Annotated in this window: 13 protein-coding genes; 6 read left to right on the forward strand and 7 right to left on the reverse strand. The window is 74.1% G+C overall.

Annotated elements, in window-relative coordinates; translation table 11 throughout:
- The first annotated feature begins 117 nt into the window (after positions 1-117).
- The 4 genes from H9L09_RS07300 (at position 118) to H9L09_RS07315 (ending at position 3,534) form a co-directional block, all read left to right on the forward strand.
- Positions 118-330, forward strand: a complete 213-nt coding sequence (locus H9L09_RS07300; RefSeq protein ID WP_187580001.1) for a hypothetical protein — start codon at positions 118-120, stop codon at positions 328-330.
- Positions 330-1,016, forward strand: coding sequence for a hypothetical protein (locus H9L09_RS07305; protein WP_187580002.1), 687 nt, complete (start codon positions 330-332; stop codon positions 1,014-1,016). Before H9L09_RS07300 ends, H9L09_RS07305 begins: the two co-directional genes overlap by 1 nt.
- A gap of 68 nt (positions 1,017-1,084) precedes the next feature.
- A complete protein-coding gene (locus H9L09_RS07310; RefSeq protein WP_187580003.1) occupies positions 1,085-1,687 on the forward strand; it encodes a hypothetical protein in 603 nt (200 codons plus the stop codon).
- Positions 1,684-3,534, forward strand: a complete 1,851-nt coding sequence (locus H9L09_RS07315) for a hypothetical protein (protein ID WP_187580004.1) — start codon at positions 1,684-1,686, stop codon at positions 3,532-3,534. The genes H9L09_RS07310 and H9L09_RS07315 overlap by 4 nt, the downstream gene beginning before the upstream one ends.
- 877 nt (positions 3,535-4,411) lie before the next feature.
- Here the strand turns inward: H9L09_RS07315 and H9L09_RS07320 are convergent.
- The gene (locus H9L09_RS07320; RefSeq protein WP_223164246.1) at positions 4,412-4,759 is read right to left on the reverse strand and encodes a DUF192 domain-containing protein; all 348 of its coding nucleotides are present in this window, start codon (positions 4,757-4,759) and stop codon (positions 4,412-4,414) included.
- A complete protein-coding gene (locus H9L09_RS21580) occupies positions 4,756-5,172 on the reverse strand; it encodes a DUF3592 domain-containing protein (RefSeq protein WP_223164247.1) in 417 nt (138 codons plus the stop codon). Before H9L09_RS21580 ends, H9L09_RS07320 begins: the two co-directional genes overlap by 4 nt.
- Before the next feature lie 151 nt (positions 5,173-5,323).
- On the opposite strand from H9L09_RS21580, the gene H9L09_RS07325 reads away from it, so the two are divergent.
- Entirely contained in the window at positions 5,324-7,903 is a 2,580-nt protein-coding gene (locus H9L09_RS07325) for a zinc ribbon domain-containing protein (protein WP_187580005.1), read from the forward strand.
- 149 nt (positions 7,904-8,052) lie between these two features.
- Here the strand turns inward: H9L09_RS07325 and H9L09_RS07330 are convergent, their stop codons facing one another.
- Positions 8,053-8,271 (reverse strand): BldC family transcriptional regulator, encoded by a 219-nt coding sequence (locus H9L09_RS07330; RefSeq protein ID WP_187580006.1) that lies wholly within the window; start codon positions 8,269-8,271, stop codon positions 8,053-8,055.
- A 315-nt stretch (positions 8,272-8,586) separates the two neighbouring features.
- On the opposite strand from H9L09_RS07330, the gene H9L09_RS07335 reads away from it, so the two are divergent.
- Positions 8,587-9,690 (forward strand): Glu/Leu/Phe/Val family dehydrogenase, encoded by a 1,104-nt coding sequence (locus H9L09_RS07335; RefSeq protein ID WP_246456338.1) that lies wholly within the window; start codon positions 8,587-8,589, stop codon positions 9,688-9,690.
- A 105-nt stretch (positions 9,691-9,795) separates the two neighbouring features.
- Here the strand turns inward: H9L09_RS07335 and H9L09_RS07340 are convergent, their stop codons facing one another.
- The 4 genes from H9L09_RS07340 to H9L09_RS07355 form a co-directional block, all read right to left on the reverse strand.
- Entirely contained in the window at positions 9,796-9,987 is a 192-nt protein-coding gene (locus tag H9L09_RS07340; RefSeq protein ID WP_187580730.1) for a DUF3073 domain-containing protein, read from the reverse strand.
- Between the two features lie 256 nt (positions 9,988-10,243).
- Entirely contained in the window at positions 10,244-11,368 is a 1,125-nt protein-coding gene (purM, locus tag H9L09_RS07345) for a phosphoribosylformylglycinamidine cyclo-ligase (RefSeq protein ID WP_187580007.1), read from the reverse strand.
- 47 nt (positions 11,369-11,415) lie between these two features.
- A complete protein-coding gene (purF, locus tag H9L09_RS07350; protein ID WP_187580008.1) occupies positions 11,416-12,981 on the reverse strand; it encodes an amidophosphoribosyltransferase in 1,566 nt (521 codons plus the stop codon).
- 53 nt (positions 12,982-13,034) lie between these two features.
- Positions 13,035-13,742 carry a glucosamine-6-phosphate deaminase gene (locus tag H9L09_RS07355; RefSeq protein WP_223164248.1) on the reverse strand — a complete coding sequence of 236 codons (708 nt, stop codon included), beginning with the start codon at positions 13,740-13,742 and terminating at the stop codon, positions 13,035-13,037.
- Positions 13,743-13,756: the final 14 nt, after the last annotated feature.

A 13,756-nucleotide genomic window follows, 5' to 3' on the forward strand; every position in this document is an offset into this window, starting at 1 on the left:
CGGGCGGACTTGGGCCCGGATGTGGGTCCGCGGGCCCACGACCCGGGCGGCCCCGCGGCCATAGCGTCTCCTTCGTCAGCACGTCCCAGCGCACGCCTCACCCAGGGGGTTCCCACCATGAACAGCAAGCTCATCGAGATGTACGCCTTCTTCACCGTCCGGCTGCACACCGCCGCCCGCAGCGAGAAGGGCCAGGGCACGCTCGAGTACGTCGGCATCGCCATCGTCGCCGCGATCCTGGTCGCCGCCGTCGTCGGAGCCGTCACCGACTCCGACATCGAGTCCGCGATCAGCGCCCAGATCAAGAAGATCCTGGACCTCGGCGCGTAGTGGTCCGCACCCGGCTTCGTGACGAGGAGGGCCTGGCCGCCAGCGCCCTCCTCGTCACCGCGCTGATCGTCGGCCTGGGAATCTTCGTCTACGTCGCGGTGCCCTACGTGACCGCAGTGGACGCCAAGGCGAAGAACCGCACCGCCGCCGACGCGGCAGCGATCGCCGGGGCCGAGGGGGTGAGGGAGGACCTGCTGTCCTCCCTCGGCGACGACGGCATCCCCGGCTCGTGGACCGACCTGCCCGGCGCCGCCGGGCTCGGCCGGTCCGCCGCCGAGGAGTACGCCTCCCTCAACGACGCCACGCTGGTCTCCTACTGGTTCGACGCCGCCGACGGGACCGCCCACACCGAGGTCGAGGGGCGCGGCGTGGACGGCTCGCCGTCCCGCTCCCGCGCGGTCGCCCAGGTGGACCTGCCGCAGTGCGAGGCCCTGGACATCCCGGAGCCGCCTGCACCGCCGGCGCCCCCCGCACCCTCCGCGACGGCCGGCCCCGGACCGGCGGACGGGCCGCCGCCGACACCGTCGCCGCCGCCGCTGCCCGACCCGACCGACGTCTCCGTCGACTGCGGCCCCATCGACCTCACCTTCCAGATCCGCTACACCGAGGACGGCGTCGAGGTGCACTTCCCGCCCGGCCAGCTCGACAAGATCCGCGACGTGATGGACGTCCGGCTCGTCGACTGACCCGCGCACCACCCGACCGCCCCGTCGGGCGCACGTCCCTCACCACCCCCGGCCTCCAGGAGACCTCCATGACCCGCACCCGCCGGTACCTCGTCGTCCTGCTCGCCGGTGCCCTGCTGGCGGTCGCCGGCTGCAGCGGCTCCGGCTCCTCCCCCGACTCCGGGCCGGACGCCGCCGGCGGCTCCGCCGACGCCTCGGCGGTCCCCGCCGGGATGGTCCAGGTCAGCACCGAGCTCGGCACGGTGGCCCGGCCGGAGGAGTGGAAGCCGAACGACGCGTCCCAGGGCCAGGAGGCGAGCTTCCTGATCGAGAACGACTCCGACCAGGTGGTCGGCCAGATGGACGTGGTGATCAGCTCGGTCACCCCGGGCACCCCTGCGGACGCCGTGGCCGGCGCGATCCAGGCCTCCCGCTTCCCGAACATCCCCACGCTGCGGCACACCGAGCGCGAGTTCGCGGACGTGCCGGGCGCCGAGAGCGGCTTCACCACCGAGAGCACCTACACCACCGCGGACACCCAGCAGCCGGCCCGCAGCCTGGACCGGGTGGCCGTCGCCGAGGACGGCCGCTACCTGCTGGTGCGCATCTCCTCCGCCGCGCCGGCGTACGACTCCGAGCTGTTCCACCAGATCGTCGACACCATGCGGCTGGGGGAGGCGACGGCCTCGTGAGCTCGCACGCACCGCGGCTCGCGCTGGCCTCGGTCGGCATCGCCGTCCTCGCCGCGGTGGCCGACTGGCTGGTCAGCGCCGCCACCTTGCCGTACGGCGTCCCGGTGGACGCCGCGCTCTTCCTCGGCTTCGCCGTGATGGTGCTGGTCTGCGGGCTCGGGGCCGCCTGGGCGGGCCGACGCTGGCCGGCCGACACCGCACTCGAGCACGCCGCCGGCCTGCTCGCACCGCTCGTACTCGGGGGAGTCATCGTGATCTGGTCGACCGCACCCATCTGGTTCCGGCTCGTCGTCCTCGCCGCGCTGCTCGGCGGGGGCCTGCTGGGCCTGCGGTCCGGCAGCCGCGACAGCGACTCCGGCCGGCAGCCGCGCCGTCCGCTGCGCTCGGAGACCGGGTCGGGGTCGCTGGAGTTCGTCGGCGTCGTGATCCTGGCGGCGGTGCTCGTGACCGCGTCGGTCGGGGTGGTCGCCTCGAGCAGCCCGGCGGTCAAGCAGACCGTGTTCGCGCAGATCTGCCGGATCCTCGGCAACGAGTGCGACGCCGGGCAGGCGCCGGTCAACGCCGCGATGAAGCCGCAGGACTGCGAGCTCTACACCGCCGAGAACAAGGTCAGCGCCACCGTGGACGTCGCCTTCGTCCGGCTCGCCGGCGGCGGCACCGTGCAGCGCAGCGACAAGAGCAACGGCGAGGTCGAGATCACCCTGCTCAACGAGGGCCGCGGCGGCGCCGTCGCAGCGGCCGGCGGCCACGGCAAGGTCCGGTTCGGCGACCACAGCGCCGGCTTCGACGCCGAGGCGGAGGCCGCCGCCACCGTCGGGCTGCAGTCGGGCCAGACCTACGTCTTCGACAACGCCGCCGAGGCCGACGAGTTCCAGCGCTACCTGCAGGGCGAGCTCGCCCAGGACGCCGCCGGCTCGGTGAACCCGGTCTACGGCTTCGGCAACAAGGCGTGGGAGTTCATCAGCGGCGAGGACCCGCCGCCGAACCACGGCGTCCAGAAGGAGTACACCCGCTTCGACGTCGCCCTCGAGGCGAAGGCCGACGTGTCGGTGGGCTTCGGCACCGGCGCCGGCGTCCAGGCGTCGTTCATGGAGGCGGTCGGCACCGAGTTCGACCGCGGCAAGGACCGCGACGACACCTCCGACGACCGGCAGACGATCTTCATGCAGATCGACTGGAGCGCCGCGGGCAACGCCGGCCTCCCGGTGGTCGCCGGCATCGACGCCTCGCACTCCGCGTCGGGAGTGATCAAGGTGACCACCGACGCCGACGGCAACCCGGTCCAGGTGCAGTTCGTCGACCGGACCTCCGGCGGCTTCCAGGTCGGCATGCAGGCCGACCAGGACTCGATCTCCCCCGCCGGCGGCGACGCGGACGCAGGCGGCTCCGGCGGCAAGAAGCCCGCCCGCAGCTGGAACATCGGCTTCACCGGCGGCGAGGACTCCTCGACCGTGGTGACGCAGACCCTCGACCTGGACAACCCCGAGCGGCAGCAGGCCTTCGCCGACTGGGTCGGCGCCGCCGGCGGCACCAACGTGCTGGCCTCGCTCGGGGCGACGACGGTCCCCGGGGTGAACAGCGAGGACGGCGACAACATCACCGCGTTCGGCGACGGCGCCGAGGGGTTCGCGGCGCTGATGGCCGAGCAGTCGCAGGTCTCGGTCGTGGAGTACGACGGCAAGACCTGGGGCCTCGGGCTCGGCGGCGGGGTCAGCCTCGGCCTCAAGGTCTCGGCCGACGGCGAGTACGAGGACAAGGAGGCGCACTCGGTGAAGGCGTCCTACCTCGGCGCCCCGTCGAGCAGCGGCGACCGGACCGCCTACGACCTCCCGGAGTGCGTGCGCTGACCCGCCCGCCGGCGGGCCGGTGCCGCCCTCGCGCTGGCGAAATCGCGCACAGCCACGACGCCCGACCTCGACCGACTGCACCTGGCCGCACACCGTCGTCAACGTCATCGGCTGAACGGCACGCACGACGCGCGCTCAGACATGCACTTACACCGGCCCTCCCGGCCGCCCGAGCGTGCAGACGACCGGGAAGACCCGCAAGTGCATGTCCGACCGCACCTGGCCGCACACACCCCCGTGACCGTCGCCGACCGGCTGGACGCCGCGCACGACCCCCGCTCGGACATGCACTTACACCGGCCCTCCCGGCCGCCCGAGCGTGCAGACGACCGGGAAGACCCGCAAGTGCATGTCCGACCGCAGCCCCCGCCCGCTCGCCGGCCCGGGCCGACCCCAAAAGTGCGGGCGGGGACGGCCCCGACAGCGATAAAGACGCTTCTCCCACTCGATGGCGGGGCCGACCCGCCCGCTCGCCGACCGCACCTGGCCGCGCCCGGCCGCCGTCACCATCGCCGACCGGCTGAGCGGCACGCACGACCCTCGCTCGGACATGCACTTACACCGGCCCGCCCGACCGTCCGAGCGTGCGGACGACCGGCCAGACCCGCAAGTGCATGTCCGACCGCAGCCCCCGCCCGCTCGCCGGCCCGGGCCGACCCCAAAAGTGCGGGCGAGGACGTGCGGGCGGGGACGTGCGGGCGCGGATGTGCGGGCGGGGACAGCCCCGACAGCGATGCCGTCGACCACGGACGGGCGGGCGGGGTCGGCCACGACAGCGATAAAGACGCTTCTCCCACTCGATGGCGGGGCCGACCCCGCCCGCACTGCAGAGGCCGGCGCTGGCCGCCGCGCCGCCACCCGTCACCCGCCGGAGCGGTCAGCCGAGCTGCCAGGTGACCGTCGAGCCGGTCGCGAGCCCCCAGCCCTCGAACGCGCCGGCCTCCGCCTCGAGGATGCTGCGCGAGCGGAGCAGCAGCGGGCCGATCCGTCCGGGTGGCATCGACCGGGTGACGAGCACCCGCCCGGCCCGGTCCAGGTAGGCGACGTCGAGCGCGAACCGCATCCGGAAGGTGTGGACCTGGTGGCACGGCTGCAGCACGAAGCCGCCCGCGACCCCGTCGCGGCCGAGCAGGCCCCGGCGCTTCTGCGCGTTGCTGCGGGCCAGCTCGACGGCCGCGACCTCGCGCCCGTCGACGTACAACCGGCCGAGGTCCGGCTGCCTCACCACAGGTCCAGCGCCTGGCCGAGCAGGACGACTCCTACTGTCACCGCCACGGCTCCGACGAGGAGGAAGACCACCTTGAACATCCGGTTTACGCCGTCGTCGTCGATGACGGGGGTCGCGCCCGGGTCGCGGGGGTCGTACCAGACCTGGACCGTCCGCCCCATCGTCGGTCCCTGCCGGGTGCCGGCGTTGTGGCTGAACCGCCGCAGCTCGCCGCTCCCGTCCCGGAACTCCACGACGGGGACGTCGTAGAGCGCCCCGGTGGTGTTGCGCACCGTCTCCGCGTCGACCACCACGCCGGGGGTGACGGCGCCGGTACGGCGGCGGTGCCGGTCGGCGTTGTGCGCGCCGACGCCGAGCAGCAGGAAGAACCCGCCCACGACGAGGACCACGATCGCGATGGGCGTCTCCATGACGCCCGATCCTGTCATGCCGCCACGGCCCGGCGGTACGACGGCAGCGGCGGCGGTCGGGGCAGCAGCGGCCGACCTAGGTGCTCCTACTCATGCCAGATGAGTCGGAGTTCCCTGCACGCGAAGGCCTCCGACGTGGGGAAATAGGCACATGACGCGCTTTGCCGACCCCCACCGGTGCCCCGACTGCGGCGCCCCGATCCGCGCTGGCCTCCCTTCCTGCGGCATCTGCGGCCTCCCGCTGACCGGTGAGGTCGCGCAGCGGCTGTACCAGACGCTGCTCACCGCGGACGGGCTGCTCATCGAGCTGCGCGCGAGCGGAGCCCTCGCGACCGCCGCCCGCACCGCGACCGCGCCCGCACCGGGCGCCTTGCAGCCGACCCCGATGCCGCCGGGCGTGCCCGGGCAACCGGGTCCGCCGGCGGCGGGTACGCCGTTCCCGGCCGGACCGGTGCCGCCGCGGCCCCGCTCCGGGCTCAGCGCCGCCTCGGTGCCGAAGATCCTGCTCTCCCTCGGCGCCGCCTGCGTGCTGGTCGCCGCGCTGGTCTTCCTGGCCGTGACCTGGTCGCTGATGAGCATCGGCGCGCGCACCGCGACCCTGGTCGTGCTCACGCTCGTCTGCGCCGCGCTGTCCGGCTTCCTGGCCCGCCGCGACCTGCGCGGCGGCGCGGAAGCTCTGTCCCTGGTCGCCTGGGGGCTGCTCTGCCTCGACCTGTACGGCGCGCGCGACGCCGGCTGGTTCGGCGACGTCGGGGACCCGACGTTCTTCCTGGTGCTCGGCGTGGTCCTCGCCGGCACCGGCATGGCCGCCGGGGTGCTGGTGCGGCGCACGCCGGTCGGCGCCCTCACCGGCGCCGAGCTGGTGGCCGGGCTCGGCACCGCCGCGGCCTGCATCGGGGTGGCCACCCAGCCGTCCCTGGCCGACCCGGCCGCGCTGGTGCTGGCGACCCTGCTCGGGGCCGCGGTGGTGGCGGTGGCGGAGCGGTTCGCCCTGCGGATGACGGTGTGGACAGCCGGCCTCGTCACGCTCGCCTCGTGGGCGGGGCTGGTGGGCTCCGGCGCCGACGCCGCGTCGGGCCACCTCAGCATGGCCGAGCTCTGGATCGACCTGGTGGCCTGGCCGCTGCTGGCGGCAGCGGCGCTGGCCGCCGCGGTGGCCGCCGTACGCCGTCTGCCGCGGGCCGCCCGGGACGCGGCCGCCGCCGTCGGCTTCGGCCTGCTCTGCCTGGTCGCGGCCGCGCCCGCCCTCGACGAGAGCCCCACCACGCTGCTGCTGGCCACCCTCGGGGTCCTCGTGGCCGCCGCGGTGGTGGGCTGGGCGGCACCGCCCTGCTGGCGGCCGACCGCCTTCCTGGCCCAGGGGGTGGCCGGGCTGGTCGCCGCCGGCTTCGCGCTGGGCTCGGTGGTCGCTGCGCTCACGAACCTGGTCGCCGCGGCCACGCCCGGCTGGTCCTCGACCGCCGGAGCGCCGCTGCGGCTGCAGGACTTCGGCGACCAGGCCGCTCCGCTGCTGCTCCCGGTCACGCTCGCGGTGCTGCTCGGCACCGTCGCGGTGGTGCTGAGGGCGTTGCCCGAGCAGCTGCCGATCGGGCGGCACCTGGACCCGCGGGCCGTCGCGGCGGTGCTGGTGGCCGGCTCGGTCACCGTGCTGGGTCTCTACGCGGTCCCGGTGTGGACGGTGGTCGCGACCCTGCTGCTGGTCGCCGCGGTCTTCCTGGCGTGGTGGTGGCTCGTCGACGGCAGCCTGGTCACGCTGGTGCCCGCGGCGTTGTTCGTGGCGGGCGGGGTCGCCGTCTCGTTCGCCAACCCCTCCCTCACCGCGGCGGCGCTGCTGGTCACGCTGGTCCTCGCAGCGGTCGTGCACCTGCGCGCCGCCGGCACCGAGACCGCCGCGGTGGCGGGCGCCACGCTGGTGGCGGCGCTGGCCGGCAGCGGCTGGACCTGGGCGCACCTGGGCGGCCTCGACCCCGCCTGGGGCGCTCTGCTGACCCTCGTCGTGGTGGCCGCCGTGGTGCTGCCGGTGCACACGCTGCCCGCCGGCCTGTGGGTCTGCGGGGACAGCCTGGTCGCCCGCGCCGGCGTCGAGGTGGGGGCCGCCGTGGCCGCGCTGCCGCTGGCCACCGCCGGGATCCTGCTGGCGCCCGGCAGCCAGACGCTGACCTGGACCGCGGTGTACCTGACGGTGGTCGGCGCGACGGTGACGGCCCTCGGCCTGCTCCGGGCCGACCGCCGGTGGCTGCTCCCGGTCGGGGGGCTGCTGCTGGCCGCGGCCAGCTGGGTGCGGCTGTTCGAGATCGGGGTGGAGGAGCCGGAGCCCTACACGTTGCCCTCCGCGGTGGTGCTCGCCGTCGTCGGGCTGCTACACCTGCGCCGCAACCCGGGCGGCTCCACCGCGACGGCGCTGTCCCCGGCGCTGGGGCTGGCGCTGGTGCCGAGCCTGCTGTGGGCGCTCAGCGAGCCGGCCGGGATCCGGGCGCTGCTGCTCGGGCTGGCCTGCTTCGGCCTCGTGCTCGTGGGGGTCCGGCTGCGCTGGGCGGCGCCGCTGGCCTGGGGCGCGGCGGTCGGGGCGGTGCTGGTGCTCTGGCTCTCCGCGCCGTACGTCGAGGCGGCGGTGCCCCGCTGGGTGCTGATCGGGATCGCCGGCGCGGTCCTGATCCTGATGGGGGTCACCTGGGAACGGCGGCTGCGGGAGGCCCGCCACCTCGCGGGGTACCTCCACGGGCTGCGCTGAGCGCAGTGGAGCGGCCTGCGGCGTACCCCCTCGTCCCCGGAGAAGCCACCCGGACCGGGACCATCGGGGCAGGAACGACGAATGCCCCAGCACCATCTCAGGTGCTGGGGCACGATAAAGCTCCCGTCACGAGGACGGGGTGTCGCCGATCAGTCCGGTTCGTCGCCACGCCGCTGCTCGGGGACCATGCCCGTCAGCAGCTCGCGCACCTCGGACTCACGGTAACGGCGATGTCCGCCCAACGTCCTGATCGAGCTCAGCTTGCCGGCCTTCGCCCACCGGGTGACCGTCTTCGGGTCGACCCGGAACATGGCGGCGACCTCGGCAGGCGTGAGCAACGGCTCGGACTCCGGTGGCCGCGTATTCATCGGGCCTCCCTCACTCTGTGTCCCTACCCGACGGGGGCGCGAGGGCCCAGCCGTCACCGGCCGGTCCACGCTTCCCCCAATCCCCAGTGTTGCACCGAAGCGTAGGTCGACGGGGGAAATTTGGACAATGGTTCGAACGAGTCACCAACCGACCGCTTTCCGGTCCCCCTCCGGAGGTCGTGTGAGTGTCGTGTGACCCTGGTCGCACACGGCTCTCCGGTTTCGTAGTCTGGGGTCGAGCAGCCGCACCACCCCCGCGGCCGTTCCTCACCAGCCCGCACCACCCCCGCGGGCGCGACACGAAAGGTCACCGCCGTGCCTGACAACGCCGTCGGCGCCGTGACTGACTCCCCGGGCGTCTTCGCCCAGGCGTCAGGCCACGAGCAGGTCGTCTTCTGCCGGGACGAGCCCTCGGGGCTCTCCGCGATCATCGCGATCCACTCCACCGCGCTCGGTCCCGCCCTCGGCGGCACCCGCTTCTACCCCTACGCCACCGAGCAGGACGCGCTCGCCGACGTGCTCGCGCTCTCCCGCGGGATGTCCTACAAGGCGGCGCTGGCTGGACTAGACCTCGGTGGCGGCAAGGCGGTGATCATCGGCGACCCGGCACAGGTCAAGACCGAGGCGTTGCTGCGGGCCTACGGTCGCTTCGTGCAGTCCCTCGGCGGCCGCTACCTGACCGCCTGCGACGTCGGCACCTACTCCGAGGACATGGACCAGATCGCCCGGGAGTGCTCCTTCGTCACCGGGCGGACCGTCGCGCACGGCGGCGCCGGCGACTCCTCGGTGCTGACGGCGTACGGCGTCTTCCAGGGGATGCGCGCCGCGGCCGAGGCGACCTGGGGCGCGCCCACCCTGCACGGGCGCACCGTCGGGGTGGCCGGGGTCGGCAAGGTCGGCCGGCACCTGGTCGGCCACCTGGTCGAGGACGGCGCCTCGGTGGTGGTCACCGACGTCTCCGAGGAGGCGGTGGCGCGGATCCGGACCACCTACCCCGAGGTCCGGGCGGTTCCCGACACCGCCGCGCTGGTCCGCTCCGAGCTCGACGTCTACGCCCCGTGCGCGCTCGGCGGCGCGCTCTCCGACGAGGTCGTCGACGTGCTCAGTGCCCGGGTGGTCTGCGGGGCCGCGAACAACCAGCTCGCCCACGAGGGCATCGAGAAGCAGCTCGAGGATCGCGGGGTCCTCTACGCCCCCGACTACATGGTCAACGCCGGCGGCCTGATCCAGGTCGCCGACGAGCTCGAGGGGTTCTCCTTCGACCGGGCCAAGGCCCGCGCCGAGAAGATCTACGACACCACCACGAAGGTGTTCGCGCTCGCCACGTCCGACGGGGTGCCGCCGGCGGTCGCCGCCGACCGGCTGGCGGAGCAGCGGATGCGCGAGATCAGCAGGCTCCGCGGGATCCACCTGCGCTAGCCCGTCGGGCGGGGGCGCCGTCCCGGACGGGAGGGCGCCCCGGCTCACCCGTCGGCGCCGTCAGGTTCGGCGGTGCGTGGGGTGCTGCGGAACAGGAGAACCGGGTCAGTCGCGCGCGGGGCGCGGCTGGCCGTAGTCGGACCACTCGTCGTCGTCCTCGACGGTCACACCGTCGGACGGACTGTCGTTCTCGCCGTGCAGCTCACGCGCCAACGCACTGAGGTCCGTCTCGTGAGAGCGGTACTTCAGGTCGCGGGCGACCTTGGTCTGCTTGGCTTTTGCACGGCCGCGCCCCATAGGGTCGACCCCCTCGGTCACTCGGCCGGAGTCACGTCGGCCCCAGCCTCGGCACTCAGTCTCAGGTGCCGCGGTCGGGGTGGAGCGTGCGTCCGGTCTCTGCTGTCAGATTCTCGTGGGGTCAACCGTACCTGTCGACCGGCGATTCCCCCACATCAGGGCCCGAACTTTCTCACCGGGTCGGGCGTCTTCCCCGCACGGCGTACGGCGGCCTGGGGCGGTGTCGACGCCGCGGGCGCTGTCGGAGCGGCTCCGGCTACCAGCCGGGGTGCTGGCCGGTGAGGGTGACCGAACCACCCGCGGCGCCGGCGGCGCGGGCCTCCCCGCACACCCACGCGTGCACCCCGTGGCCGGCGAGCAGGCTCACCGCGGTGTCGGCGTCCTCCGGGTCCACCAGCGCGACCATCCCGACGCCGCAGTTGAGGGTGCGCTCCAGGTCGGGCTGCGCGACCGCGCCGACCCGCCGGACCAGGTCGAAGACCGGCTGCGGGATCCAGGTGCCGCGGTCGATGTGCACCTCGACCTCGTCGGGCAGGACCCGCTCCAGGTTCGCGGCCAGGCCGCCGCCGGTGACGTGGGACATGGCGTGAGTGCGGGTACGGCGGGCCAGGTCCAGGCACGCCTTGGCGTAGATCCGGGTCGGCTCGAGCAGCTCCTCGCCGAGCGTGCGGCCGAGCTCGTCGACGTGCCGGTCCAGCGCCCAGCCGGCGCCCCCGTCGGAGCCGGCGCCGAGCAGGACGTGGCGCACCAGGGAGTAGCCGTTGGCGTGCAGCCCGCTCGCGGCCATCGCGACCACGAGGTCACCGGGCCGGACCCGGCCGGGACCGAGCAGGTGCGAGGCCTCGACGACCCCGGTGGTGGAGCCGGCGAGGTCGTACTCGTCGGGGCGCAGCAGCCCCGGGTGCTCGGCGGTCTCCCCGCCGACGAGGGCGCAGCCGGCCTGCACGCAGGCCTCGGCGACGCCCTGGACGATCGCGGCGATCCGCTCGGGCACCACCCGGCCGGTGGCGATGTAGTCGGTGAGGAACAGGGGCTCCGCGCCGCAGACGACCAGGTCGTCGACGAGCATCCCGACCAGGTCGAAGCCGATCGTGTGGTGCACGTCCATCGCCTGCGCGATCGCCACCTTGGTGCCCACGCCGTCGGCGGAGGTGGCGAGCAGCGGGTGGTCGTAGGCCTTCAGCGCGGTCGCGTCGAAGAGCCCGGCGAAGCCGCCGATGCCGCCGACCATCTCCGGACGGCGGGCCTTGTCGATCCAGACCTTCATCAGCTCGACGGCCTTGTCGCCGGCGTCGATGGAGACCCCGGCGGCCTCGTAGGTGGCGCCGGCGCCGCCGGAGTCGGGCCGGGGCGTGCCGTCGGGCCTGGGGGCGTCGCTCATGGGGGTCCTCTCCTGCGGGGCCGGCGGCCCGGTCGGGGGTCGGTCGGTCACGGCCGTTCGAGGGCGTCGGAGGCTCCGCCGCCCTGGGCGAACGAGAGCCGCGGGTCCTCGCCGGCGTCGACCGAGGTCGGCCCGAGCTCGAGGAGGTTCTTGCCGAGGTGCTCGGCATCCGGCAGCGGCACCGGGTAGACGCCGTCGAAGCAGGCCCGGCAGAGGTTGTCGTTCGGCACCGTGGTGGCCTCGACGAGCTGCTCGAGGGAGATGTAGGCCAGCGAGTCGGCGTCGATGGAGCGGCAGATCTCGTCGCTGGTCAGGCCGTTGGCGATCAGCTCCGCGCGGGTGGCGAAGTCGATGCCGTAGAAGCACGGCCACTTCACCGGCGGGCTGGAGATCCGCACGTGCACCTCGCGGGCGCCGGCCTCGCGGAGCATCCGGACCAGGGCACGCTGGGTGTTGCCGCGGACGATGGAGTCGTCCACGACCACCAGCCGCTTGCCTTCGATGACGTCGCGCAGCGGGTTGAGCTTGAGCCGGATGCCGAGCTGCCGGATCGTCTGCGACGGCTGGATGAACGTGCGGCCGACGTAGGAGTTCTTCACCAGCCCGGTGCCGTAGGGGATGCCGCTCTCCTCGGCGTAGCCGATGGCGGCGGGCGTGCCGGACTCCGGGACGGGCATGACCAGGTCGGCGTCGGCGGGGTACTCGCGGGCGAGCCGGCGGCCGATCTCCACCCGGACGCTGTGCACCCGCTGGTCGTTCATCATCGTGTCCGGGCGGGCGAGGTAGACGAACTCGAAGAGGCAGTGCTTGGGCGCGGCCTCGGCGAAGCGGCGGCTGCGCAGGCCGTCCTCGTCGACGGCCACCATCTCGCCCGGCTCGACCTCGCGGATGAACGAGGCGCCGACGATGTCCAGGGCCGCGGTCTCGGAGGCCACCACCCAGCCGCGCTCCAGCCGGCCCAGCACCAGCGGGCGGATGCCCTGCGGGTCGCGGGCGGCGTACAGCGTGTGCTCGTCCATCCAGACGAACGAGAAGGCGCCCCGGATGGTGGGCAGCAGCTCGGCGGCGTTCTCCTCCAGGCTCTTGTCCGGGTGGTGCGCGAGCAGCGCGGTGACCAGGCTGGTGTCGTTGGTGGAGACCGGCACGTTGCGCTGCACGTCGAGCTCGCCCTGGGTGGTGCCGAGTGCGTCGACGCGGGCGGCGAGGTCGCGGGTGTTGGTCAGGTTGCCGTTGTGCGCGAGCGCGATCGAGCCGGTCTCGGTGGGCCGGAACGTCGGCTGCGCGTTGTGCCAGGTGCTCGCGCCGGTGGTGGAGTAGCGCGCGTGGCCGACCGCGACATGGCCCTGCAGCGAGGCGAGGGTCGCCTCGTCGAAGACCTGCGAGACCAGGCCCATGTCCTTGTAGACCAGGATCTGGCGGCCGTTGCTGACCGCGATCCCGGCGGACTCCTGGCCGCGGTGCTGCAGGGCGTAGAGGCCGTAGTAGGTGAGCTTGGCGACCTCCTCGCCAGGAGCCCACACGCCGAACACTCCGCAGGCGTCCTGCGGGCTACGGTCGTGAGGATCGAGATCGTGGGTCAGTCGGCCGTCACCGGGACGCGTTGCACGAGGCACCTCACGAGTGTAAGGGGTCGCCGGCCCCTCCTCCGACGGGTGGCCCGCCGGTGTCACCGGCGACGCGGTGAATCCAGCAACCCCCGGGCCGCCCCCGGGTCGGCGAGCACGTGAACGTCGGGGTGGCACTGCAGCACGGAGGCGGGGCAGTCGGGGTTGACCGGACCGGTGAGGGCGGCGGCGAGCGCGTCGGCCTTGCGCTCCCCGAGGGCGAGGAGGACCAGCCGCTCGGCGCGCAGGATGGTGCCGAGCCCCTGGGTCAGCACCCGGCGGGGCACGTCCTCGGGCCGGTCGAAGAAGCGTGCGTTGTCGGCGCGGGTGCGTTCGGTGAGCTCCACGACGCGGGTGAGCGAGTCCAGCGGTGAGCCGGGCTCATTGAAACCGAGGTGGCCGTTGGAGCCGATGCCGAGCACTTGGACGCCGATCCGGGCCCGCCGGACCTCCTCCTCGAAGCGTCGGGCCTCGGCATCGAGGTCGTCGGCGTCCCCGTGGGGGCCGTGGACGTGCCCGTCCCCCAGGTCGGTCCGGCGCACCAGCTCGCGCCGGATGACGCACCGGTAGGCCTGGGGGTGGTCGGCGCCCAGGCCGACGTACTCGTCGAGGAGGTAGGCGTCGCAGCCGGCGAGGGAGAGCCCGCCGGCCGCGACCCGGCGCCCCAGCTCGGCGTAGGTGCCCAGCGGTGAGGAACCGGTCGCGACCCCGAGCGTGGTCGCCCCCGCGCGGACGGCCGACCCGATGAGGTCGGCCGCCGCGCGGGACACCGCGTCAGCGTCGG

It is taken from the genome of Nocardioides mesophilus (genome assembly GCF_014395785.1).
In the GTDB taxonomy this organism is placed as follows: Bacteria; Actinomycetota; Actinomycetes; order Propionibacteriales; family Nocardioidaceae; genus Nocardioides_B; species Nocardioides_B mesophilus.

Bases quoted from the DNA above. Each gene is read 5' to 3' on its own strand.
- H9L09_RS07300 (WP_187580001.1), top strand. From the start codon at position 118: ATGAACAGCAAGCTCATCGAGATGTACGCCTTCTTCACCGTCCGGCTG.
- H9L09_RS07310 (WP_187580003.1), top strand. From the start codon at position 1,085: ATGACCCGCACCCGCCGGTACCTCGTCGTCCTGCTCGCCGGTGCCCTG.
- H9L09_RS21580 (WP_223164247.1), bottom strand. From the start codon at position 5,172: ATGGAGACGCCCATCGCGATCGTGGTCCTCGTCGTGGGCGGGTTCTTC.
- H9L09_RS07325 (WP_187580005.1), top strand. From the start codon at position 5,324: ATGACGCGCTTTGCCGACCCCCACCGGTGCCCCGACTGCGGCGCCCCG.
- H9L09_RS07330 (WP_187580006.1), bottom strand. From the start codon at position 8,271: ATGAATACGCGGCCACCGGAGTCCGAGCCGTTGCTCACGCCTGCCGAG.
- H9L09_RS07340 (WP_187580730.1), bottom strand. From the start codon at position 9,987: ATGGGGCGCGGCCGTGCAAAAGCCAAGCAGACCAAGGTCGCCCGCGAC.
- purM (WP_187580007.1), bottom strand. From the start codon at position 11,368: ATGAGCGACGCCCCCAGGCCCGACGGCACGCCCCGGCCCGACTCCGGC.